20 protein-coding genes are annotated in these 21,992 nt (G+C 58.2%); 12 read left to right on the top strand and 8 right to left on the bottom strand.

Features of this window, described 5'->3' with window-relative positions; translation table 11 throughout:
* Positions 1-58: 58 nt before the first annotated feature.
* On the bottom strand, positions 59-685 hold the full coding sequence (locus GTQ55_RS10030) for a LysE family translocator (protein WP_161858614.1): 627 nt from the start codon (positions 683-685) through the stop codon (positions 59-61).
* Complete coding sequence (locus tag GTQ55_RS10025; protein WP_161858613.1) at positions 685-1,332, bottom strand: DUF924 family protein; 648 nt, start codon at positions 1,330-1,332, stop codon at positions 685-687. Before GTQ55_RS10025 ends, GTQ55_RS10030 begins: the two co-directional genes overlap by 1 nt.
* A 288-nt stretch (positions 1,333-1,620) precedes the next feature.
* Here GTQ55_RS10025 and GTQ55_RS10020 point away from each other — a divergent pair, with 288 nt between their 5' ends.
* Genes GTQ55_RS10020 through GTQ55_RS10010 form a run of 3 tightly spaced genes read left to right on the top strand, consistent with a single transcriptional unit; the run spans position 1,621 to position 3,451 of the window.
* The gene (locus tag GTQ55_RS10020) at positions 1,621-2,478 is read left to right on the top strand and encodes a DUF6249 domain-containing protein (protein ID WP_237567639.1); all 858 of its coding nucleotides are present in this window, start codon (positions 1,621-1,623) and stop codon (positions 2,476-2,478) included.
* Between the two features lie 12 nt (positions 2,479-2,490).
* On the top strand, positions 2,491-3,045 hold the full coding sequence (locus GTQ55_RS10015; protein ID WP_161858612.1) for a sigma-70 family RNA polymerase sigma factor: 555 nt from the start codon (positions 2,491-2,493) through the stop codon (positions 3,043-3,045).
* 40 nt (positions 3,046-3,085) lie between these two features.
* On the top strand, positions 3,086-3,451 hold the full coding sequence (locus GTQ55_RS10010) for a hypothetical protein (RefSeq protein WP_161858611.1): 366 nt from the start codon (positions 3,086-3,088) through the stop codon (positions 3,449-3,451).
* A 90-nt stretch (positions 3,452-3,541) separates the two neighbouring features.
* On the opposite strand, the gene GTQ55_RS10005 is transcribed toward GTQ55_RS10010, so the two are convergent.
* Positions 3,542-4,039 carry an LEA/WHy family protein gene (locus tag GTQ55_RS10005; RefSeq protein WP_161858610.1) on the bottom strand — a complete coding sequence of 166 codons (498 nt, stop codon included), beginning with the start codon at positions 4,037-4,039 and terminating at the stop codon, positions 3,542-3,544.
* Between the two features lie 289 nt (positions 4,040-4,328).
* Here GTQ55_RS10005 and GTQ55_RS10000 point away from each other — a divergent pair, with 289 nt between their 5' ends.
* Together GTQ55_RS10000 and GTQ55_RS09995 are read left to right on the top strand one after the other, a co-directional pair.
* Entirely contained in the window at positions 4,329-5,213 is an 885-nt protein-coding gene (locus tag GTQ55_RS10000; protein WP_161858609.1) for a 2OG-Fe(II) oxygenase, read from the top strand.
* Complete coding sequence (locus GTQ55_RS09995; protein ID WP_161858608.1) at positions 5,206-6,195, top strand: mechanosensitive ion channel family protein; 990 nt, start codon at positions 5,206-5,208, stop codon at positions 6,193-6,195. The genes GTQ55_RS10000 and GTQ55_RS09995 overlap by 8 nt, the downstream gene beginning before the upstream one ends.
* Before the next feature lies 1 nt (position 6,196).
* On the opposite strand, the gene maiA is transcribed toward GTQ55_RS09995, so the two are convergent.
* On the bottom strand, positions 6,197-6,832 hold the full coding sequence (maiA, locus tag GTQ55_RS09990) for a maleylacetoacetate isomerase (protein WP_161858607.1): 636 nt from the start codon (positions 6,830-6,832) through the stop codon (positions 6,197-6,199).
* Positions 6,833-7,063: 231 nt separating this feature from the next.
* Here maiA and GTQ55_RS09985 point away from each other — a divergent pair, with 231 nt between their 5' ends.
* From GTQ55_RS09985 to GTQ55_RS09965, 5 genes are all read left to right on the top strand, one after another.
* Positions 7,064-7,585 (top strand): MarR family winged helix-turn-helix transcriptional regulator, encoded by a 522-nt coding sequence (locus GTQ55_RS09985; protein WP_161858606.1) that lies wholly within the window; start codon positions 7,064-7,066, stop codon positions 7,583-7,585.
* A 104-nt stretch (positions 7,586-7,689) separates the two neighbouring features.
* Entirely contained in the window at positions 7,690-8,886 is a 1,197-nt protein-coding gene (locus GTQ55_RS09980) for an amino acid aminotransferase (RefSeq protein ID WP_161858605.1), read from the top strand.
* Positions 8,887-8,984: 98 nt separating this feature from the next.
* Positions 8,985-10,382, top strand: a complete 1,398-nt coding sequence (locus GTQ55_RS09975) for a class II 3-deoxy-7-phosphoheptulonate synthase (RefSeq protein ID WP_161858604.1) — start codon at positions 8,985-8,987, stop codon at positions 10,380-10,382.
* 51 nt (positions 10,383-10,433) lie between these two features.
* A complete protein-coding gene (locus tag GTQ55_RS09970; RefSeq protein WP_161858603.1) occupies positions 10,434-11,117 on the top strand; it encodes a glutathione S-transferase family protein in 684 nt (227 codons plus the stop codon).
* A 393-nt stretch (positions 11,118-11,510) separates the two neighbouring features.
* Entirely contained in the window at positions 11,511-13,733 is a 2,223-nt protein-coding gene (locus tag GTQ55_RS09965; protein ID WP_183946523.1) for a M3 family metallopeptidase, read from the top strand.
* 105 nt (positions 13,734-13,838) lie between these two features.
* On the opposite strand, the gene GTQ55_RS18055 is transcribed toward GTQ55_RS09965, so the two are convergent.
* Positions 13,839-15,731: an autotransporter outer membrane beta-barrel domain-containing protein gene (locus tag GTQ55_RS18055; protein ID WP_161858602.1), complete on the bottom strand. Its 1,893-nt coding sequence runs from the start codon at positions 15,729-15,731 to the stop codon at positions 13,839-13,841.
* A gap of 153 nt (positions 15,732-15,884) precedes the next feature.
* Here GTQ55_RS18055 and GTQ55_RS09955 point away from each other — a divergent pair, with 153 nt between their 5' ends.
* On the top strand, positions 15,885-16,091 hold the full coding sequence (locus GTQ55_RS09955) for a DUF2905 domain-containing protein (RefSeq protein ID WP_161858601.1): 207 nt from the start codon (positions 15,885-15,887) through the stop codon (positions 16,089-16,091).
* A gap of 1 nt (position 16,092) precedes the next feature.
* Here GTQ55_RS09955 and GTQ55_RS09950 read toward each other — a convergent pair whose 3' ends face one another.
* Entirely contained in the window at positions 16,093-16,575 is a 483-nt protein-coding gene (locus tag GTQ55_RS09950) for an Lrp/AsnC family transcriptional regulator (protein WP_161858600.1), read from the bottom strand.
* A 414-nt stretch (positions 16,576-16,989) separates the two neighbouring features.
* Here GTQ55_RS09950 and GTQ55_RS09945 point away from each other — a divergent pair, with 414 nt between their 5' ends.
* Positions 16,990-20,514, top strand: coding sequence for an indolepyruvate ferredoxin oxidoreductase family protein (locus GTQ55_RS09945; protein ID WP_161858599.1), 3,525 nt, complete (start codon positions 16,990-16,992; stop codon positions 20,512-20,514).
* Between the two features lie 85 nt (positions 20,515-20,599).
* On the opposite strand, the gene GTQ55_RS09940 is transcribed toward GTQ55_RS09945, so the two are convergent.
* The gene (locus GTQ55_RS09940) at positions 20,600-21,313 is read right to left on the bottom strand and encodes a ChrR family anti-sigma-E factor (RefSeq protein WP_161858598.1); all 714 of its coding nucleotides are present in this window, start codon (positions 21,311-21,313) and stop codon (positions 20,600-20,602) included.
* A 6-nt stretch (positions 21,314-21,319) separates the two neighbouring features.
* Positions 21,320-21,931 (bottom strand): sigma-70 family RNA polymerase sigma factor, encoded by a 612-nt coding sequence (locus GTQ55_RS09935; protein ID WP_161858597.1) that lies wholly within the window; start codon positions 21,929-21,931, stop codon positions 21,320-21,322.
* Between the last annotated feature and the right edge of the window lie 61 nt (positions 21,932-21,992).

Here is a 21,992-nt window from a genome sequence, read left to right as displayed (position 1 = left end):
GCGTTGTTATTGAATTGGATGAATGTACAGTATCTGTATGGGTGTCCAGTGTCAACTGTCAGATCTGCCACAGCAGGCGCGCGGCGAGGGCAATCAGCAGCACGCCGAACAGCTGTTGCAGGCGGTGGCTCCAGCGGCCGGGGCGGATGCCTTTGCGGCGGCCGAAAAACAGTGCCGCGCTTACCAGCAGGTACCAGAGCATATCGATTCCCGCGGCAAGACCGGCCATGGCCAGTTTGGTGACGGTGGCCTGGCCGAGGCCAACAAACTGGCTGAACAACGCGGCGAAGAACAGTGCCACCTTGGGGTTGAAAAGGGCAATGCCGAAGCCCTGAGCGGCTGCAGAGGCCACAGACTGGGCGGGTACAGCAGGTTCGGTGGCGGGGGGCTGCCCGGGTTCAGGCGCCGGTGCGCGGATGGACTTCCAGCCCAGATAGACCAGGAACAGGGCGCCGGCCCATTGCAGCCCACCAAACAGCAGCGGAGAGCCGGTAAGAATCAGGCCGAGCCCGAGGGCAGTCAGCAAGGCATAGCATCCGATACCGAGGCCGTGGGCGATGGCGCAGGCGGCCCCATGGGCAAACCCGTTCGCCGCATTGCGCACCACGACCAGCAGGCTGGGGCCCGGAGACATGGCTCCGAGGGCGCAGACGCCGGCGAGTGAGAGCCAGGCTAACCAGTCCATTAAAACCCCCCTCCGTTATCCAGCCATTCCTGCTCTTCCGGGGTGTTCTCGCGTCCGAGCGCGGCATTGCGGTGCGGGTAGCGGCCGAACTGTTGGATGACCTTCTGGTGGGCCAGGGCGAAGCGGTAGTAGTCTTCGGCCAATTTGGCGGCATCGTCACCGGCATCGGGGGCTGCTGTGCTGAAGTCCGTCCTCAGCTGGTCAAAATACGCCACCGACTGGGCCTGCACCTCACTCAACTCCGAGTGTTCCAGCGGCATACCGGCAAATGCGCGCTGGTGTAGACCCAGTTGGCATTGCTGGTTGTCGCGCACCATGGTCTGGCTGATTTCCAGCGCCATAGCGTCACCGGCGAAGGCTCTCGCGGAACCGCGGAAAATGTTGCGCGTGAACTGGTCACAGAGAAGGATAAGGGCGAGCCGGCCCTCGAGGGTCTCCCCCCAGTGTGTCAGCTCGCCGGCCAGCGCGGCGTCGATCGTACCTCCAAATCCGTTGCGGATCTCTGCGTCGAATTCGTCACTCCGTTGGAACCAGCGGCTGCGCAGGTGGGCGGAGGGAGCTGCTCCGGGCGCGTCGCTGCCAAACCAGAAGCGGAGAATGTCTGCGGGAGTGGTGGCATCGGTGACGGGACTGCTGTCTGAAGTCATGGTGTTCCTGGTTGTCTGGTAACTGGCTGCAGCACCGGCAGGGCCGCGCTGATGAATATTTTTGCACCTGTTTGCATCCAAACTGGATGGCTCGTGCGTCCATCAGGGGAAGGGTAAAGCCCGGCCATGTGGCAGTCCGTAAGGTAACCCGATTGCACCTCCTGATACAGGGCGGTCAAAATAGGTACAATTTGCTGCCGCACAGACCCTGGCCCCACTGAGGGGACCTGTTTGGCTGGTCAGATTAGTAAGAGCGAGATAACACCAATGAGAGCGAATAATTCAACTGTGCGTAACCGACTGCCCAGCTGGGCGCTGGCGATTGCGGCAAGTCTGGCAATGGGCGCATCCGGCACTCTGCTGGCACAGGATAGTGATGCGGTTGCACCGCAACCGCCTGAGCCCCCGGCACCGGCTGTAGCCCCGGAGGCGCCGGAAGAGAAAAAAGTCACCAAGCAGGTGAGGATTCTGCGCCAGGAAGATGGCACTTTGCACATCCACGCCCGCGACGAGGACGGTGAGAGTGCCAATGTCGAGATCGACCTCGGCGAGGAGTTTGGGGGTAAGGTAACCCGTCGTATCTACGAGAAGCTGGTAGAGAAAGGGGTCCTGGACGAAAAGGGCCTGGTGGTCGAAGAGGCGCTGGAGTCTGTGCCGCGCAACATCAATATCGGTATCAAGGCGGATATGGAGCGCGCCGAGCACATCCGCGCCGAAGTCGAGCGCGCCCGTGCCCGCGCCGAGCACGATGTGCACCGGGATCATCATGTAGAGCGCTACCGGCCGCAGGATATGGAGTGGCTGATCGGTATCATTGCCATCCTGGCAGTATTCGGCACCCCGATACTTATCGTGTGGCTGGTGACCCGCAACAGCTACCGCAAGAAGCAGCTGGTGATGGAGAATATCAATCGCATGGTGTCTGAGGGCCGTGACATTCCGCCGGAACTGCTCGATGCGCTGGAAGGTGAGAGCGCCGGCAATACCAAAGACCGCGGCTTCACGCTGATGGCGGTAGGTGCGGCGATCTTTATCTGGCTGACGGCCTCGGCGGGTATCGGGGTGGGGAGCCTTGGCCTGATTCCACTGTTTATCGGGGTAGCCCGGTATGTGAACTGGAAACTCGATCATCAGCAAGCCGGTTAAGGACAGCCCACCATGGACCTCAATGATGAGGATCTGATCAGGCGCGTCGTCGAAGACGGGGACCAGCGGGCATACGCCCAGCTGGTTCGTCGCTATCAGTCACAGTTGCGTTTCTCGCTGCGACAGCTGTGCAATGGCGACCAGGGTCTTGCCGACGACATGGCGCAGGAGGCCTTTATCAAGGCCTACAAGGCGCTGCCGGCGTTTCGTGGGGATGCGCGTTTCAGCACCTGGCTGTACCGCATCGCCTACAATCTGGTCATGAGTCACAAGCGCAAGAATACGCCTGAGGTGGATCAGGACGCGGTTGATCGCGCGCAGGCCCAGGAAAGTGTCGAAGAAGCACAGCAGTTGGGTATGGCCAGGGACCTGAATTCGGCTATGGGGGAATTGAGTGATGCCCAGAGGCAGGCGGTGCATTTGTGTATGCAGCGCGGCTTTTCTCACGAGGAGGCGGCCACTATTATGAAACTGCCGCTGGGCACGGTAAAATCCCACGTTAATCGCGCAAGGGCCAAATTGCAGTCACTGCTGCAGGCCTGGCGGGAGGAGGTAGTCAGTGGCTGATTCTCGAAATTCGACAAGTGATACAGCAGGTGTCTCAGGCATGGTAATCAAAGAAGGTGTTGTGCACTCTGCACCCGGCGTTGCCGGGGGCGATGAGCCGGACTTCGACTCCTGGCTGTCGCAGCAACTGCAGTTCAACGAGCCCCATCTGGACGACGATGGTTTCTGCGAGCGGGTGATGGCGGATTTGCCGCCGGTTCCGGCGAAGCGCTCCGAGCGCAGGGCCACCCGCTATCAGTATGCGGCGGTGGTGGCGGCGTCAGCGATCGTCTGCTGGCAGTTCCCTCTACAGGAGGTACTGTCGGCGATGGTGGAGCAGAGCATCAGTCTCTACAGCCTGGTGGGCCTGGCGGTTGTCAGCTCTATGGCTGCGATGACGGGCGGAATCCTGGCGGCGCGCCGATAACCGGCTCCGCGACATCCACGTTATTTTGACCCTCCGGGCCGGCAATTCAGCCGGCCCTTTTGTTTCTACCTAACAGTTTTTTGTGCTGTCCTAGCGCTGATACTGGCCCAGCTGGATCTCTCCCCGCTTGGAAACCCGGATTGCCGGCAGAAACGACGTCCTTAATCCCAGTTTTGCCTCCAGCTCGTAGGGCACCGTATTGCCCTGCAGCCGGATCAGCTCGGCCGCGGCCATAAACGACCCCAGCAGATTTGCCGACGCATCCACCGTGATGTTTTCCTGCCCGTAAGCGGGGACCACCGGCAATGTGTTGGAGGTGCCAGTTACTACCTTGTGGCCGGCGAGCTTGAGGGTGTAGTACAGGCCGGACAGGGCGAGCTCACTGTTGTTGGGATTGAATACGCGCAGGTGAATACGGAAGCGCAGGTCGCCGCTGCTGTTGTTGGGCAGAGGTTCCAGTGCAGTTACCTGCACTTCCGGTTTTTCAAAGCCCGGTGACAGGGTGGCGCAACCTGACAGCGCCAGGAGTGGAATGAACAATGCGCAAAGCAGGTAGTGAGCAAGCGTGTAGCGATGTGAACGAATCAAGAGGGTTCCCCTGTAAATCTGTACCCAGAATTATTCTGGCGCGATGCCAGTGTAACGGAATTATTTTTGCCGTGACCCGCTGGCATAGAGGTGGCGCACCCCGGGCCCGGCTAACCGGTAGACACCGGTGGTCCTGTTGGGTTCAAACCCGGAACAGGGTATGTGATGGCGCGCATCTGCACCGGGTTTCGACCCGGCTATGGTAGAGGGGAGGGGGAACTATACTCAGGGCGCAAACCGGGCTCTTGCGGCGTGTGGCGGCGCCAGGGCGAGGACAGAGGAGTGTGTTGTGGAGTTTGCAGAGCTTAATCCGGACCTGCAGCAGTGGATCAGGGGCGCGGTCCAGCGCGGACAGTGCCAGTCGCAGGTCATGGATGCGCTGTTGAAGGCCGGTTATCAGACTTCCATCGCGAGAGCGGTAGAGCAGTGTATGGCGGGGCACACTGGCCCCGAGGCTTCGGCGCCCGCTGCATCTGGCTACGTGAAAAAGCCAAAAGGCGACAGCAGCGCATTCCGCCTGTTTGAACCACAGCGGAACCTGTACGACCTTGGCGAACGGCAGGTCGAGATACTGCTGGCGATGAAACAACCCAACATCGTGCTGTTCGGCAATCTCCTGTCCGACAGCGAATGCGAGGCGTTGATTGAAATGTCGCGCGAACGTTTGAAGCCTTCGCGCCTGGTGAACTCCGAGAGTGGCTCCTTCGACATCGGAGAGGCGCGAACCAGTTATGGGACCTATTTCGACCGCGGTGCCAACCCGTTGATTGCGGGCATAGAGTCCCGTATCGAGCGCTTGCTGGGGGTGCCTGGAAATCGCGGTGAGCCGATTCAGGTTCTGCATTACAAGACAAATACGGAGTACCGGCCGCACTTCGATTTCTTCCCGCCAGACCGGCCAGGAAACCAGGGGATTCTTGCAAAAGGGGGGCAGAGGGTCGCAACTCTGATCATGTATCTCAACAATGTGGAAGCGGGAGGGTCAACAGTTTTTCCGAGAATCTCTCTGGACGTGCTGCCGAAAAAGGGCTGCGGCCTGTTCTTCTCTTATGCCAATACTGCCGGTGACCTGGACCGGCAGACGCTGCACGGGGGTAGCCCGGTGATAGCCGGGGAAAAGTGGATCGCAACAAAATGGCTGCGCCTTGGGGAGTTCAAGGTTGGAGATGTCTAGTTGGCTGGGGCAGTCCAACCCGGTACAGCCGGTGGATCCCGACAAGGCGAAGGAGCTGGCTGAGGCCCTGGAACTGGCCAAGGTGGCGCCATCGTCATTTTCGGAAGTGGTCGATACGGTCATGGTTTCCCTTACCAGTATCTGGGAGGGCTTCCTTGGACATATTCCGTTCTTTATCGCCAGCGTTTTGATGCTGGTGCTGACGTGGGGGATGGCTACTTTCGCGGGGAAGTTTGCCCGCCGGTTTGCCAGAAAAACCACGCCAAAGCCCTCCCTTCAGGATTTGATCGTTCGCCTGACCCGCATATTTATCTGGCTACTCGGGCTTCTGTTTACTGCAATGGTGCTGTTCCCCGGGTTGACTCCCGCAAGGGCGCTCGGGGGGCTCGGCTTGCTCTCTGTAGCAGTGGGTTTTGCCTTCAAGGATATCTTCGAAAATTTCTTCGCCGGCATTCTTATCCTGTGGCGGTTTCCCTTTGAAGCGGGTGACGTGATCAAGTGCGAAAACGTGGAGGGCAGGGTGGAGGCAGTGGAAGTGCGCAACACGACCATTCGCCGTACCACCGGTGAGCTGGTGATCGTTCCCAATCTGTTTCTGTTTAAAAATCCCTGCGAAATTCTCACCGATCGCAACAAGCGCCGTATCACGATCATCGCGGGCGTGGCGTATGGTGAAGACGTGGTGACAGCGGTAGAGGTCATCAATGCGGCGGTAGGAAAATGCGAAACGGTGCGGGACGACGAGCCGATTCAGATATTCCCGCAGGGCTTTGGCGACAGCAGCATCGACATCGAAGTGACCTGGTGGGCGGGATCGACGCCGCTGGAGGAGCGCCGGTCCAGAGGGGAGGTGGTTACCGCGGTGAAACGCGCGCTGGACGAAGCCGGCATCGAAATACCATTCCCGTATCGCACGCTCACATTCAAGGAGCCTTTGTCACTGGCCAGTAGGAGTGACGAGGCTCCCGAGCGCGACGTATAGCTCAGACGGTGCTGTCGGGCTGGTTTTCCGGGCGGGCCTTTTCAAACGCCGGCAATGCGGCGCAGGCCTCAGCGATACTGGCGATACGGGGGTAATTCCCGAGCACCATGCCAAAGCGCTCCGCGTTGTATATCTGGGGAATGAGGCAGCACTCGAACAGGCCCGGGGTGTCGCCACCGGCAAAGGTCCCCCCCTGTCCATCCAGCTGGGTCTCCAGTGCGTTAAAGCCGTTGTCTATCCAGTGACGGATCCATTCCACTTTCTGCTCGTCGCTCGCGCCCAGCTCCGACTGGATGTACTTGAGTACCCTGAGGTTCTGTACTGGCTGGATATCGCAGGCCACGTTGTAGGCGAGCGCGCGCACCCTGGCGCGGGCAAGGCTGTCTGCGGGGAGCAGGGCGGGTTGGGGGTGTTGCTCGTCGAGCCACTCCATGATCGCCAGGGACTGGGTAAACACGTGGCCGCTATCGATCAGCGCCGGCACCAGTCCCTGAGGGTTGAGGCTGCGGTAACCGGGCTCTTTCTGCTCTCCCTTAAGCAGGTTTACCGGTTGGTAGTCGTACGCGAGCCCCTTGAGGTTGAGTGCGATCCGCACCCGGTAGCTGGCGGAGGAGCGGAAATAGCCGTGGAGTTCCATATATCTGAATCCTGTCAAAAATGGCGTGAAACGCCGTATAATGCGCGGCCAACGTCGTCTGGTGCTGGTGTTTGTCCGCACAGGCGAGCCCGGTGGAAGACTTTTTCATCGGTGGCGGCTGCCAGACCATCAAGCTGCCAAAAAATCCTGCGGCAGTGGTTACAATTGAAACCAATTTTAGTTACATTTAAAAACTGGTACAACCCGTCCCTAGCAGGTGAATGAACCGCGATGACAACTGATAATACCAAGAGCGAAATCACTGAGTTATCTGACCCCATTGATGCTGTGCGTCCGGATGACCTGCGCTTGGAGAAATTCCTGCCGTACCGTCTGTCGGTGCTGTCCAACCGGGTGAGCAATGCCATTGCCGACGCCTACAGTGCACGTTTTGATCTGACCATTCCCGCGTGGCGCGTAATGGCGATCCTGGGTCGCTTTCCCAACCTTTCTGCCGCAGACCTGGTCGAACAGACTGCCATGGACAAGGTCGCCATCAGCCGCGCCGTGTCCATCCTGATCAAGAACGACTACATCACCCGCAGTGAAGATCTTGCAGACCGCCGCCGCCAGGTGCTCAACCTGTCGGATCTTGGGCGCGACGTCTACGAGCGCATCGTGCCCTTGGCGCAGCAATACGAGAATGACCTGATGGGCTCACTGTCTACCGACGAGCGTAATCAGCTCGATAGCATCATCGAAAAACTGATGGCGCGTGCGCAGGACTGGGCCAACCGCGGGCTGATCGACTGATCCCCGAATCTTCTGCCATTCTTATTTCCATCTTTTCCGAATTGACGTTTCACAGGCCGGTGAGTCCCCCGCTGACACGCCGGCGCGAATTACCAGGAGTTACCATGTTTGATCACCTGAACAGCCTGCCGGCGGATCCCATTCTTGGCCTGCTGGCGGCTTACCGCGCCGATGAAAACCCCAACAAGATCGACCTGGGGGTGGGTGTGTATAAAGACGAGGCTGGACATACTCCGGTTCTGCAGGCGGTAAAGGAGGCGGAAACCCGCCTGCTTCAGCATGAAGAGACCAAGGCATACATCGGCCCTGCGGGTACCCCGGGCTTCAACAGTGCGATGCAGGAACTGGTGCTGGGCGCCGGGCATCCCGCTTTGGTCGGCAACCGTGTACGCTCGGCGCAGACACCCGGTGGCTGTGGCGCCCTGCGTGTTTTGGCGGAGTTTTCCGACCGCGCCAAGGCCGGCGCAACCATTTGGGTGAGCGATCCCACCTGGGCCAATCATGTGCCCCTGCTGGGCAATGCCGGCCTGCAAATCAAAAGCTATCCATACTACGACCGCGCCACCAGCAGTCTCCAGTTTGACGCCATGGTGGAGACGCTGAAACAGGTAGGTGAGGGCGACCTTGTGCTGTTCCATGCCTGTTGTCACAACCCCTGCGGTGCGGATCTGAGTCGCGAGCAGTGGAAAGTCCTGGTGGAAATGGCGCAAAAGCAGGGCTTTACCCCGTTTATTGACATGGCGTACCAGGGGTTCGGCGAGAGCCTGGATGCGGACGCATTCGGCCTGCGATTGATGGCGGAATCCGTTCCCGAGATGCTGGTGGCGGCATCGTGCTCGAAAAATTTCGGCCTCTATCGCGAGCGCGTGGGACTGGCGATGGTGATTTACCGTGACGCCGAAACCGCTGACCGCGGCCAGAGCCAGTTGCTGAACGTTGTACGTGGCAACTACTCCATGCCGCCAAACCACGGTGGTGCCATTGTCGAATCCATCCTCACCGACGCCAGCCTGCGTGCCAACTGGGAAGCAGAACTCACCGAAATGCGAGAGCGCATCAACACCCTGCGCAGTGGTGTGGTGGACAGCCTCCATGCTGCCGGTGCCGCGGGTGATTTTGGGTTTATTCAGCAGCAGAAGGGCATGTTCTCATTTCTGGGGATCACCCCGGAGCAAGTGCAGAAGCTGCAACAGGATTATTCCATTTATATGGTAGATTCCAGCCGTATCAGCATCGCCGGCCTGAGCCGGAACAATATGGCGTACTTCTGCAAATCCGTAGCGGAAGTGCTGGATAGCTGATTATTGAACTGCGGTCCCGCACCGCAACTTAAAAACCCTCTGACAGTGTGCCGCCAGGCCGGCGGTGCGCTCTGTGAATTATTGATGTCGAGCCGAATATGGAAGTTGAGGTAGAAGCCCCCGTGTCCGAACCGTTAGTAAAACCCTGGGACCCCACCAGCTGGCGCAAACGACCGGCGCACCAGCAGCCTAAATACCCGTCTGCAGCCGAAGTCGAAGCCGTTGAGCAGCAACTGGCTGGATACCCACCGCTGGTATTTGCAGAGGAGGCCAGGGAGCTCCGCCGTCAGTTGGCGGAAGTGGCCGAGGGCAAGGCGTTTTTACTGCAGGGTGGCGACTGTGCGGAATCGTTTGCGGATTTCAATGCAAACAGGATTCGCGACACCTTCAAGGTGCTTCTGCAAATGGCCGTGGTGCTGACGTTTGCCGGGAACCTGCCGGTAGTAAAAGTTGCGCGCATGGCCGGGCAGTATGCCAAGCCGCGCTCTGCGGATATGGAAACCGTGGATGGCGTTGAGCTGCCGAGCTATCGCGGCGATATCATCAACGGTATCGACTTTACCGCGCAGGCACGGGTGCCGGATCCCGAGCGGATGCTGACGGCGTACAACCAGTCTGCCGCCACGTTGAATCTGCTGCGTGCCTTTGCCCAGGGTGGCCTGGCGGACCTGCACCAGGTGCACGCCTGGAACCTGAGTTATCTGGAAAACAATCCGCAGCGCGACCGTTACTCACAGCTTGCCGAGCGCCTTCAGGATGCGCTGGAGTTCATGGCGGTCTGTGGTGTCAACTCTTCGAATACGCCGGCCATTCGCGAGACCACTCTCTATACCTCACACGAGGCGCTGCTGCTGAACTACGAGCAGGCGCTGACCCGCACCGACAGCCTCACCGGTAAGTGGTACGACTGCTCCGCGCATATGCTGTGGATCGGCGAGCGCACACGCCAGCTGGATGCTGCACATATCGAGTTCCTGGCCGGTGTGTGGAATCCCATCGGGGTCAAAGTCGGCCCCGGTATGGATACGGATGAGCTGATTCGCCTGATCGACTGCCTGAACCCGAACAACGAGCCGGGCCGTTTGACGTTGATCACCCGTATGGGCGCGGACACCCTTGGTGACAAATTGCCCGCACTGGTACGCGCGGTGGAAAGGGAAGGGCGCTCCGTCGTGTGGAGTACTGACCCCATGCACGGTAATACCGAGAAAGCATCCAGTGGATTCAAGACTCGCAACTTCGACAATATCCTGCGGGAAATCCGCGATTTCTTCGCGGTGCATCGTGCCGAGGGTACGCACCCGGGCGGTATCCACCTTGAGATGACCGGCCAGCACGTCACCGAATGTACCGGCGGCGCGTGGAAAATTTCGGACGCGGATCTCGCGAGTTGTTACCGCACCCAGTGCGACCCGCGCCTGAATGCGGACCAGGTACTGGAGCTCGCGTTCTGCATTTCTGAAATGCTGCGCGACGGCCGCACAGGGACCCGTTAAATTGCTCGGGTAGCATAACTTTTATCAAAAAAACCGGATAAGGAGATCGGGGTGTATCAACTTTTTATTGGCAACAAAAACTATTCATCCTGGTCCCTGCGTCCCTGGCTACTGGCAACGGAACTCGACATTCAATTTGAAGAGCAACTGGTACCATTTGACGAAGGCGGTAGCTGGAGCAAGTTCCGAAAATTCTCGCCAACCGGCCTGGTGCCGTGTCTGGTCGACGGCGATACCACCATATGGGACTCGCTGGCCATCACCGAATACCTCTACGAGGCATACCCCCGCGTATGGCCGCAAGATAAGCGGGCGAGAGCCTGGGCCCGTTGCGCTGCGTCGGAAATGCACGCTGGATTTTTTGCGTTGCGCAATCAGTGCAGTATGAGTTGCGGGGTAACTGTGGCCCTCAATCAGGTGGACAGGTCCCTGCAGAAAGATCTCGACCGCATCGATGAGCTCTGGCGGCAGGGGCTGTCCCGGTTTGGGGGGCCGTTCCTTGGAGGGCAAGCGTTCACCGCAGTGGATGCATTCTTTGCGCCGGTGGTCATTCGCCTGTCCGGGTATCAACTCACGCTCAGCGCAGAGGCAATGCACTATTGTGAGCGGATTCTGGCTCTCCCCGGGGTGCAGTCGTGGATTGCAGCCGCCCTGGATGAGCCCTGGCGGGAGGTTGAGCACGAGCAAGAGCTGCTTGCAGTGGGGGCCATTGTGGAGGACCGGCGCCGGGGCTAAAGAGCCGGTGCCATCAGGCGTGTACGGATTTTCCTGGATTCTTTTAACAACCACCCCCCTTAAGCCCGCTTCTTGACCCTCGGTATCGCGCCGGCGGCCCGAAGTTATTTCGGCTCGAAATAGTGCCGAATGTGAATCGCCACGTCATTAACTCTGACTATTACAGCGAATAAACTATCCACGTAATACGCCGTTATCAAATGGCGGCTAAATTCATTCACCACCAAACCGACTGTAAAGTTAATCAATGTTAGGGGTAAATCCTGTTGATTCCGTGCTTTGCCATATGAAGTTGCGGGCTTGTCCCCGGATCGTAGCGAGATCTGCCACCCCGGGGTACACTCCGGGCGGTCAAAATTTTAAAAATCTAATATGTTCTAGAGGATAGAGTCGATGCGTCAAACACTGATCGCGATGTCCATCGCCGCGGCACTGGCAACCGTTGCCGGCTGCAGCAAAGAAGCCGAACAGACACAGGCCGCGAAGCCCGCCGAGCAGGCCGTTGCTTCTGCAGCAGTTGTTGCGGATGTAGCCGAGAATAACGCACTGCTGGCGGAGTGGAAGGGCCCTTACGGTGGTGTGCCCGCATTCGACAAAATGAAGGTCGAAGACCTGAAGCCTGCCCTCGAATACGGCATGGCGGAAAACCTGGCGCAGATTGAAAAGATAGCCAGCAATCCGGAAGCGCCGACGTTTGCCAACACCATCGAAGAGATGGAGCGCAGCGGCAAGGCTCTCGGCAAGGTGTTCACCTACTGGGGCATCTGGAGCGGAAATATGTCCTCCCCGGAATTCCGCGCAGTACAGGCGGAAATGGCTCCCAAGCTGTCTGCTTTCAACTCCAAAATCATCCAGAACGACAAATTGTTCCAACGCGTTAAAGCGGTGTATGAGGCCCGTAATGATTCGGACCTGACCGCTGAGCAGAAGCGTGTGGTTGAGCTGGTGTACGACCAGTTTGCAACCAATGGTGCGACCCTGTCAGGTGAAGACAAGAAACGCTATGCGGAAATCAATACGCGCCTGGCGGAGCTGCACACCAAGTTTGCCAACAACGTCCTGGCGGACGAGGAAGGCTACGATATTTTCCTGACCGAAGATCAGCTGGCAGGCCTGCCGGAATCTTTCGTGAAGGCAGCTGCCTCAATGGCTGAGGAAAAGGGCCAGAAGGGCAAGTATGCGATCAAAAATACCCGCTCTTCGATGGACCCGTTCCTGACCTATTCAGAAGACCGTGCGCTGCGCGAGAAGGTTTGGACCAACTACTACAGCCGCGGTGACAACGGCGGTGAACACGACAACAATGCAATTATTGCAGAGATCCTGCAGTTGCGTGACGAGCGTGTGGCGCTGCTTGGTTTCGATAATTACGCGCAGTGGCGCCTGCAGAATCGCATGGCGAAGAACCCGCAGAATGCAATTGAGCTGATGGAAGCGGTATGGCCGGCAGCGGTTGCCCGTGTACACGAAGAAGTGGCGGACATGCAGGCTGTCGCGGATGCGGAAAAAGCCGGTATCAAGATTGAGCCGTGGGACTACCGCTTCTACGCAGAGAAGGTCCGCAAAGCCAAGTACGACCTGAACTCCGATGAAGTGAAGCAGTACCTGCAGCTGGATAAGCTGCGCGAAGGCATGTTCTATGTTGCCGGTGAGCTGTTCAACTTCAGCTTCACCCCGGTAGAAGAGGGCAGTGTGCCGGTCTTCCACGAAGACGTGAAAGTGTGGGAAGTCACAGACAAGACCACTGGCGAGCACATTGGCCTGTGGTACCTGGATCCGTTTGCCCGCACCGGTAAGCGTTCTGGGGCCTGGGCTAGCATGTACCGTGATCACACCACCTTTGATGGCAAGAAAACCGTACTCGCATCCAACAACTCCAATTTTATTAAAGGCGCGCCGGGCGAGCCTGTACTGGTTGGTTGGGACGATGCAAAAACCTTTTTCCATGAGTTTGGCCACGCGCTGCACTTCCTCGCGTCCAACGTGAGCTACCCGACCCTGAACAGCGGTGTGCGTGACTATACCGAGTTCCAGTCGCAGCTGCTGGAGCGCTGGTTGAGCACGGATCCGATCATCGACAATTACCTGGTGCATTACAAAACCGGTGAAGCGATCCCGGCGGAGCTGGTGGCAAAGCTCAAAAAGGCCGCCAACTTCAACCAGGGCTTCGCCACTACCGAGTACCTGGCGTCCGCACTGGTGGATATGAAGCTGCACACCGCCGATCCCGAGGGTATCGATCCGGACAAATTCGAGCGTGAAACGCTGACTGGGCTGGGTATGCCATCGGAGCTGGTGATGCGTCACCGTACGCCGCACTTCGGGCATATTTTCTCCGGTGAAGGTTACTCAGCGGGCTACTACGGATACATGTGGGCTGACGTGCTGACTTCCGATGCGTCTGAGGCATTCGCGGAGGCAGAAGGTGGGTTCTACGATAAGGAAGTGGCCGGCAAGCTGGTGAAGTACCTGTTCGCGCCGCGTAACGCGATCGATCCGGCGGAGGCCTACCGTCTGTTCCGTGGTCGCGATGCCGGCATCGAGCCGCTGATGCGTGACCGTGGTTTCCCGGTGCCGGGCGAAAAAGCCGAAGCAACCGCGTCTGCCGGCGAATAACCGGTAACTCTTGCTAAGGTAGACAAGCTGCGGTCCTCATGGGCCGCAGCTTTTTTTTGCTCGTAAGTTTGTGATGCCACTTGATGAAAGCGTGGTGACAGCCCGTCAGAAGGCTTGCTGGAAGAGAAGCCTGCCTCTCCAAATCTCCAGGCCGTCTTCATCGATGTTTTCCTGAGAAACTTCAAAGTCCAGGTAGTTGGAGTCGGATACGACCCAGCGCGTGCCGAGCCGGGCGAAACCTGCCACTTTGCTGCTCGCCTGATAGCCTCCACTCGTGATTCCCCGCGCAGTGTCGAGGTCGCTCTGCAAGTCGAACGCAATTCTTGCCCCGAGCTCGATATAGGGTGTGATCCTTCCTGCGTTTTGCAGTTTTACACTTCTCAAAAACATAACACTGGTTTCGGAGTAGCTGAGGTCACCGCTTTTGTCGCGGATATTCAGTTCTACCGTTTCGCCTCGCAGTTCTCCACCGAGAAAGGAATGCGAGGTATCGAAATAGGAATAATTGAGTTGCGCGCGGGGTAGCAGCCCCCAATCTCCCCAGCGGTAAAACCCGGACAGGCCCAGGTTTAAAGACCACTCATCTACTTTATTGCCGCCCTGAAATCCCGCCAGCGCGATGTCTGTGTCCGTATAGGAGTAATTGAGTGAGGCGTTGGCCGTCAGGGAGCTGCCGATGTCATAGCCGAGGTAGGGGCCAACGGAAATTCGATCCGCTTTCGTATTCAGGTAACCGCGGAGTCCCTCGCTGTCGTATCTGGATACGGCCAGTGATGCACCAAAATATGCTTTTGGGCTGATGGGCCTGTGGAGGCCCATGGTAAGGCGCGATTCACTCGAGTCGAATGCCCTGTCACCTCGGCGGTCCCTCAGCTCCACTTGATCCACCAGGCTCCAGAGGCTCCAGAGTGCAGGTTCTATCTCAAACTGCGGCACCAGCGTACCGAGGTAGCGCGCACGCAGAGGGGTTCCGGATTTATCAACCTCACTGGCTTCAAATCTCAATCCCTGGTATCCCTTTGGGCACCAGGCCTCTTCGCCCGACTGGGACGCTGGAATCTGGTGCTCGGTTTCCGGCTGGATACACACTACCCAGCGAGTGGGAGTGGCACTGCGTTGCGATGGACTATTTATTTCCATAACGCGCCCCTCCGGCTCGCGACTTCCGCCCGTTACTGGAACTTCGGGGGTGATCCCGGTAGGCGGCAGGGTGCCGATAGGGCGCCCTGGCTCAACCGGCACTTCAGGGGTAATTCCGGTAGGCGGGAGCGTGCCGATAGGGCGCCCCGGCTCAACCGGCACTTCAGGGGTAATTCCGGTAGGCGGGAGCGTGCCGATAGGGCGCCCGGGATCTACAGGCACTTCCGGGGTAATCGCGTCTGGTGGCAACACGCCAATCGGATTTTCCGGGTCGACTGGTACCAGAGGGGTAATTCCGGTGGGTGGCAGTACCGCGATCGGCAAGGATGGGGATATCGGAATTGCTGGAGTAATTCCAGTCCCGGGCGGTCTTAGTACGGGTACCTGAGGTGTAATGCCGGTACCCGGGGGGCGCAGGGCTGGCAGCTCAGGCATCACACCGGTGATATCGGGAGGCGGTAGAATCCCGATCGGCGGTACTGGCGGCAGCGTCGGCAGCGGCGGAAGAATAATGGGGTCTGGTTTCTGGTTTTCAATATCGATGGTGCAGGGATTTTTCCCGCTCAGATCTAGGAGCGCGTGAGTACCCCCATTGCTGAATACGAGTTCCGGCGATGTTGAAATGTGCCTGCCGGGCGCATCCAGGCTCCACTGGTCTACGATGTCTTTGGTATTGACGACTTCGAGTCCAAAGCTGCCGGCAGAGGTCGTGGAGAGCCAGACAGAGCGTGTCAGGTCGGATGTGGCGCCGATAAAGGTAAGCGAGCCGGTGGCGTTGCAATTGGCTCCGGCGGCGAAATGCGTGACGCTCAGCAGTCCAGCTGCGACAAACAGTTTGCAGGCAAAATGTTTTTCCATTGTCGAGATTCTGTTTCCCCGCAGCTGCCAGGCAATCTTCGTGTAAATGCTATTCCCTTAGATCCCAGACTAGTCGTCATCATCTGGTGTCGCCTTTTTTTCTGTAAGGGTTCGGGGGCTTTCACGGAATCTAAGCAAGTAGGGTAGGTGGGAATGGAACGTTGGTTGATTGCGGTGGGGTGCCTGCTGATCGTTGCGGGGTTGGCGCTACATTATGCGCCGGGCCTGTTCAGCTGGTTCGGGCGCCTGCCCGGCGATATCCGTATCGAGTCCGGGCGAAACCGATTTTTCTTTCCGATTACATCAATGATTATTGTCAGTGTGGTGCTCAGTCTTGTGCTGAGCCTGTTTCGCCGCTGACTCACTTCTCCAGGAGCTGGTCCAGGGGTAGTTCTGTGTGGTAGCGCACCTGCTTGAGTGAAAAGCTGCTCTTTATATGGTCAATACCGGGCAGCTCGGTCAGCTTCTTGTCCAGAAACTCCTGGTAAGCGTGCAGGTTCGGCACCACTACCCGCAACAGGTAGTCAAAGTCCCCGGTCATCAGGTAGCACTCCATGACTTCGGGCCACTGGCCGATAGTGGACTCGAAATGTTGCAGTTCTTTTTTGACCTGGTGGTTGAGGGTGACCTGGATAAACACGCTCACCGGCAGGCCGACCTTATCTGGTTCCAGCAAGGTAACTGCACGTTTGATGAAGCCCTGCTCATGCAGGTTCTTGACCCGCCGGGAGCAGGGGGAGGGTGACAGGTGAACCTTTTCCGCCAGCTCGATATTGGGGATGGTCGCGTCCTGCTGAAGGATTTCCAGAATGTGCTTGTCGATGGCGTCCAGCATATAGGCCATAGGAGTACCCGGTGTTCCTGATTCTTTTGTTCAGAATGGCAAATTCCTGACGTTTGTACGTCAGAACTTGCGAATAGCTGCAATTTGCGACCAGTCTGTAAGAATACCTGATGTGACCAATTGATAGCACTGGTTCACTCGGATGGCAGTGAACAACCCGCCTTTTCGGCTGCTTTGCCGAAACTTGATAGATATTCTCATCTAATCGCTCTTGCTTCCTAATTATTGCAGAAAATGATCTTGGAGTGGTGGATTCTTTCCATTTCGACCCAATTTTGTGGTGAATTTGGTATGACCTGCGCGACTTGCCGGTGATAGTTTACGGGCAATAGCAAAATAACACTGGAACCGACCGGCAGGCCTTTACCCGCCGGTATCAGGTGCCTACCAGCAAATGCGAGAAGGTCCCAATTCATGGCGATGGTCGAAACTGATCAGGAACTGGGCTTTGACCGGGAGTATTCCCTCAAGGCCGCGTTTACCCGAGACGCCGGACGCGTTTTTTTAACTGGCATCGATGCACTGGTGCGTCTGCCGTTGATGCAAAAGCAGCTGGATGAACAGGCGGGGCTCAATACCGCCGGCTTTATCTCCGGTTACCGCGGATCGCCCCTCGGCGGCTATGACCAGGCGCTGTGGCGGCACAAAAAGCTGCTGGCAGAGCGGGACATCCACTTCGAGCCGGGTATCAACGAAGATCTGGGCGCAACCAATATCTGGGGCACGCAGCTCCTGGATCATTACCGCCAGCAGGCTACCCGCGACGGTGTCTTCTCCATTTGGTACGGCAAAGGTCACGGTGTGGATCGCAGCGCCGACGTATTCCGCCAGGCGAATATTCAGGGTACCTCCAGGCTTGGAGGCGTGCTCGCTCTCTGTGGCGATGATCACACCGCAGAGTCCTCCATGTTTTCTCACAATACCGATCAGATTTTCGAATCGGTGATGATGCCCCTGTTGTTTCCGGCAACCATTGATGAATACCTGACTCTCGGCGTTGCCGGTATCGCGTTGTCGCGATTTTCCGGCCTGTGGGTGGGCTTCAAGACCATCACGGAAACCGTCGAATCCGGTGCTTCTATCGTGGTTCCATCGTTGCCGAACTTTGTGCTGCCGGAATCCTTCCCGGTACCTGCGCACGGACTCAACTACGACCCTCACCTGAACTGGCCAGCGGAGCGTATGGAGTATGAGCGCCGTATGCTCGAAGAGCGTCTGCCTGCGGCCAAGGCATTTGCCTATGCCAACAAGCTGGACAAGACCATCGTCGATGCGCCGCAGAAGCGGTTTGGTATTGTCACCGTCGGCAAGGCCCACGGCGACCTGCTGGAAGCGCTGAAGCTGCTCGAGCTGACCGAGCAGGACCTGCTCGAGGCTGGTATTTCCATCCATAAAGTGGCCATGAGCTGGCCGCTGGAGCCGCGTGGCATGAGCGAGTTTGCCCATGGCATGGAACGTATCCTGGTGGTGGAAGAGAAGCGTCCGCTGGTGGAAGACCAGATGAAGAATCTCTTCTACGGCTGGGCGGATAATGACCGCCCGCGCGTGGTGGGCAAAAAGGATCTGGAGGGTAACGACCTGTTGCCGGCCATCTGGGGTTTTGGCCCGGATCAGGTGGCCAAGGCCATCGCGCGCTGGCTGGCCGACACAGAGCTGGCCACACGCCTGATTCCGCTGGCAGAAAAGCTGGGCAGTGGAACCCTGCAAAAGGCGCAAGGCCTGCTGGCCCGTGAGCCTATTTTTTGTGCCGGGTGTCCTCACAACAGCTCTACCAAACTGCCGGAAGGCAGTACCGGTAGTGCCGGTATCGGCTGTCATATCATGGCGCTGGGTAAAGGCCTGCGTACCGACACCTATTCCCATATGGGGGGGGAGGGGGCGCACTGGGTGGGGCTGCATCGCTTTTCCAGTGACAAGCACATCTTCCAGAACATGGGTGATGGAACTTACAACCACTCCGGCCTGCTGGCGATCCGCCAGGCCGTGGCCAGCAAAATCAATATCACCTACAAGATACTGCTGAACGACGCCGTGGCCATGACCGGTGGCCAGCCTGCGGACGGTGAGGTGACGGTACCCACGCTATCCCGACAGCTGCTGGCGGAGGGAGTGGGTGAGGTCTGCCTGGTAAGTGAAAACCCCGAGCACTGGCAGTCGCGTCGCAACCAGCTGCCCAAAGAAATCAAGATTTTCCACCGCGATGAACTCGATGACGTACAGCGTAAGCTGCGTGATACCAGTGGTGTGACGGCGATTATTTATGAACAGGTGTGCGCGGCGGAAAAGCGCCGTCGTCGCAAGAAAGGGCAAATGGTGGACCCGGCACGTCGCCTGCTGATCAATCACCGAGTGTGCGAGGGCTGTGGCGATTGCAGCGTGCAGTCCAGCTGTATCGCCGTAGAGCCACTGGAAACCGAGTACGGGCGCAAGCGTCAGGTGAACCAGTCGAGCTGTAACAAAGATATGCGCTGTGCGGACGGCTTCTGCCCGAGTTTTGTCAGTGTGGAAGGCGGTGAGTTGAAGAAGCCAGCGCTGAAATCCCTGGCAGAATCCATCGACGAAGCCAGCCGCGGGTTGGCCGACGCGCCGAAGCCGCAGCTGGATCAACCACTGAGTATTCTGGTGGCCGGTATTGGTGGCAGTGGTGTACTCACCGTTGCGGCACTGCTGGGTATGGCGGCGCACCTTGAGGAGAAGGGCAGTACCACGTTGTACTTTACCGGATTGTCTCAGAAAAACGGGGCGGTGGTTGCCCATGTCAAAGTGGGCAACAGGCCGCAAGACATTACCACCGCACGTATTCGCGATGGTGCGGCGGACCTCCTGCTGGGTTGCGATATGGTGACGGCGGCGGCGCAACGCACCAAGTTTGCGGCCGGCGAGATGAAGGCGCTGGTGAACACTGCAGAAGTCCCGGTTGCGGCCTTTGTACGCAATAACGAACTGGCATTCCCCGCGGGTGAAACCGCCCAGAGCATCGAGTCTGTGGCCGGCGAATATTTTGCGCTGGATGCCAATCGATACGCGGAAGCGTTGTTTGGCGATACGGTTGCCGCCAACCTGATGATGATGGGTTATGCCTGTCAACAGGGACTATTGCCCGTTTCCCAGAGTGCCATCGAACGTGCGGTCGAACTGAATGGCGTGGCGGTGGAAAACAACTTGCGTGCTTTCCGCGCCGGTCGGCTGCTGGTAGAAAATCCCCGGGCGATCGATCAGCTTCTCAGTCCGGCCCAGGTGGTAAAGCTGGTTGAGCCGCAGGAGACAACGGAGCAGTTGGTAGCACGTCTTGCTACCGAGCTTACCGAATATCAGAGTGCCGCCTACGCCCGCCGTTTTACCTCCGCAATCGAAGCGCTGAAGTCGTCGGAGCGCAGGCTATCGACCGCCGGCGATAAGTTGACCCGCGCGGCGGCACTGAGCCTGTTCAAGGCGATGGCGTATAAAGACGAATACGAGGTGGCGCGGCTATACAGTGGTGACGCATTTCAGCGTCAGTTGCGCGAAACGTTTAGCGGTGACTACAAGCTCAAGTTCCTGATGGCGCCGCCTCTGTTCGCACGGCCGGACGCCAGCGGCAAGATCCGTAAAATTGCGCTCGGCCCCTGGCTGGCCAAGGTGTTGCCGGTGCTCGCGCGGGGTAAAGTGCTGCGCGGCACGCCGCTGGATGTGTTCGGCTATACCGCGGAGCGGAGGCGGGAGCGCAAGTGGGCGCGCGAGGTGCAGCAGTCTGTGCTCGATGTGGCCAAGTCTTTGGGCAGCGGCAATATCGATCTGGCGGAGGAGCTGTTGGCATTGCCGCAGCAGGTTCGTGGCTACGGCCATGTGCGGGCGGCAAAATTCGACGGCATCCACTCGCGCTGGAATGCACTGAGAGAGCGCTTCCAGGCTGGAGAAGGTGGAAGCGGGGCCGCTGCGCACAGTGTTGCTGTCCGCTAACGCAACACGGTTTGGCTCTTTCCTGTAGCCGCCCCACCTATAAAAAACCCCGGAATATTTCCGGGGTTTTTTGTTGCAGCACGTTTTACCCAGGTCTGATGGACAGAAAAGGGTTGACCACTTTCCCCCAGAAGCCGGTAAGGGCCACCGGCGCTTCAACCACGGAAAGACACAGACACTCCTGATCCTGTGTAGCGGTCGGGCGGTGAACCTCACCCGGCTCGCGCACGAGGAAGTCTCCGGGTGAATACACACCATCTGCGTCGGAAAAACTGCCGTAGAGCACCATAGTGATCTCAGTTCCGCGGTGGTCATGCTCCGCCACCTTGCTTCCCGGGGATATCCGGTGGAAGGCGACTTCATGCCGGTCCTGGCTGGTGTTCAACCGAGCCTCTTTCAGCCCCCGGGATAAACGACGCCAGCGCAAGATCGGGTTGTTGTCGAGCAACTTTTGTACGACTGGCGGCACCGCGGTGAAGATCGGATCCTTGTGAACTTTCTGATAACTGGCGGCGGTTGCCACTTTTTGAGGTGGCTCGCTATCGCCTGTTTCATCCTGCACACCTTGGTCGATACGGCGCATCAACTGCTCAAAGGCTTGTGCCTGATGGTCTTCACTGGAAGCGGCCGGTGCGCTGGAAGCGAGTAGCGTGCCGCCAACGCCGTTGAGTACTTTCATTTGCGCTGCGCATTTCGGGCAGAGCTGCACATGTGCTGAAACCACCAGGCTGTGGGCCCAGTTGAGGCTACCGCTGGCATATTCCAGCATCATGTTGTTGTCGGGATGGTGGTGGATCATGGCTCCCTACCTGACAATTGTGCTTTGAAGTTTCTTGAGGGCGAGCCGCACGCGGGATTTTACCGTTCCCAGTGGCAGCCCAAGTTCTTCCGCTATTTCACTGTGTGATTTGCCTTCGATATAGGCCTTTTCAATCACGTGGCTCTGTTCCGGTGGCAGTTCCTTCAGGCCGGTCTTTACAGCATCGTGCCTGCGGGATTGCTGCAGGTATACGAGCGGCTGATCGTCATGGCTGTCATCCCATATATCCTCCACGTTGAGGCTGTCATCCGTATCGGGCTGGCGTCCCCGGCGGCGCATCGCATCAATGCGGCAGTTGCGCATGATGGTGAATATCCATGTGCTGGCGGCGGCCTTGTCCGGGTTAAAGCTGGGTGCTTTGCGCCACACACGAAACATGACTTCCTGTACCAGCTCATCGGCGGCTTCGGGCGCGGAGCTTTGCCCGCCGCGGCTGAACTGGAACCCCTTTACCAGCGGGGCAAAGTGGCTGAAAAGCTGCTCGAATGCCCGCCGGTCACGATGCTGACCAACCCGCACGAGGAGGTTGCTCCATTCATCGTCCCTGGTTTTCTCAGAAGCCTGCACGATAGTTGACTCGCTGTATCCGTTTTTCATTCCGTTTGGGCCATTGTACGTACATTGGTCTTCAAACCGCATGCGATATCTGGTTTCCATG

Source organism: Microbulbifer hydrolyticus, from assembly GCF_009931115.1.
GTDB classification, from domain to species: Bacteria; Pseudomonadota; Gammaproteobacteria; order Pseudomonadales; family Cellvibrionaceae; genus Microbulbifer; species Microbulbifer hydrolyticus.
The sequence above is the reverse complement of the archived record's forward strand: the minus strand, read 5'-3'. Positions and strand labels throughout refer to the sequence as shown.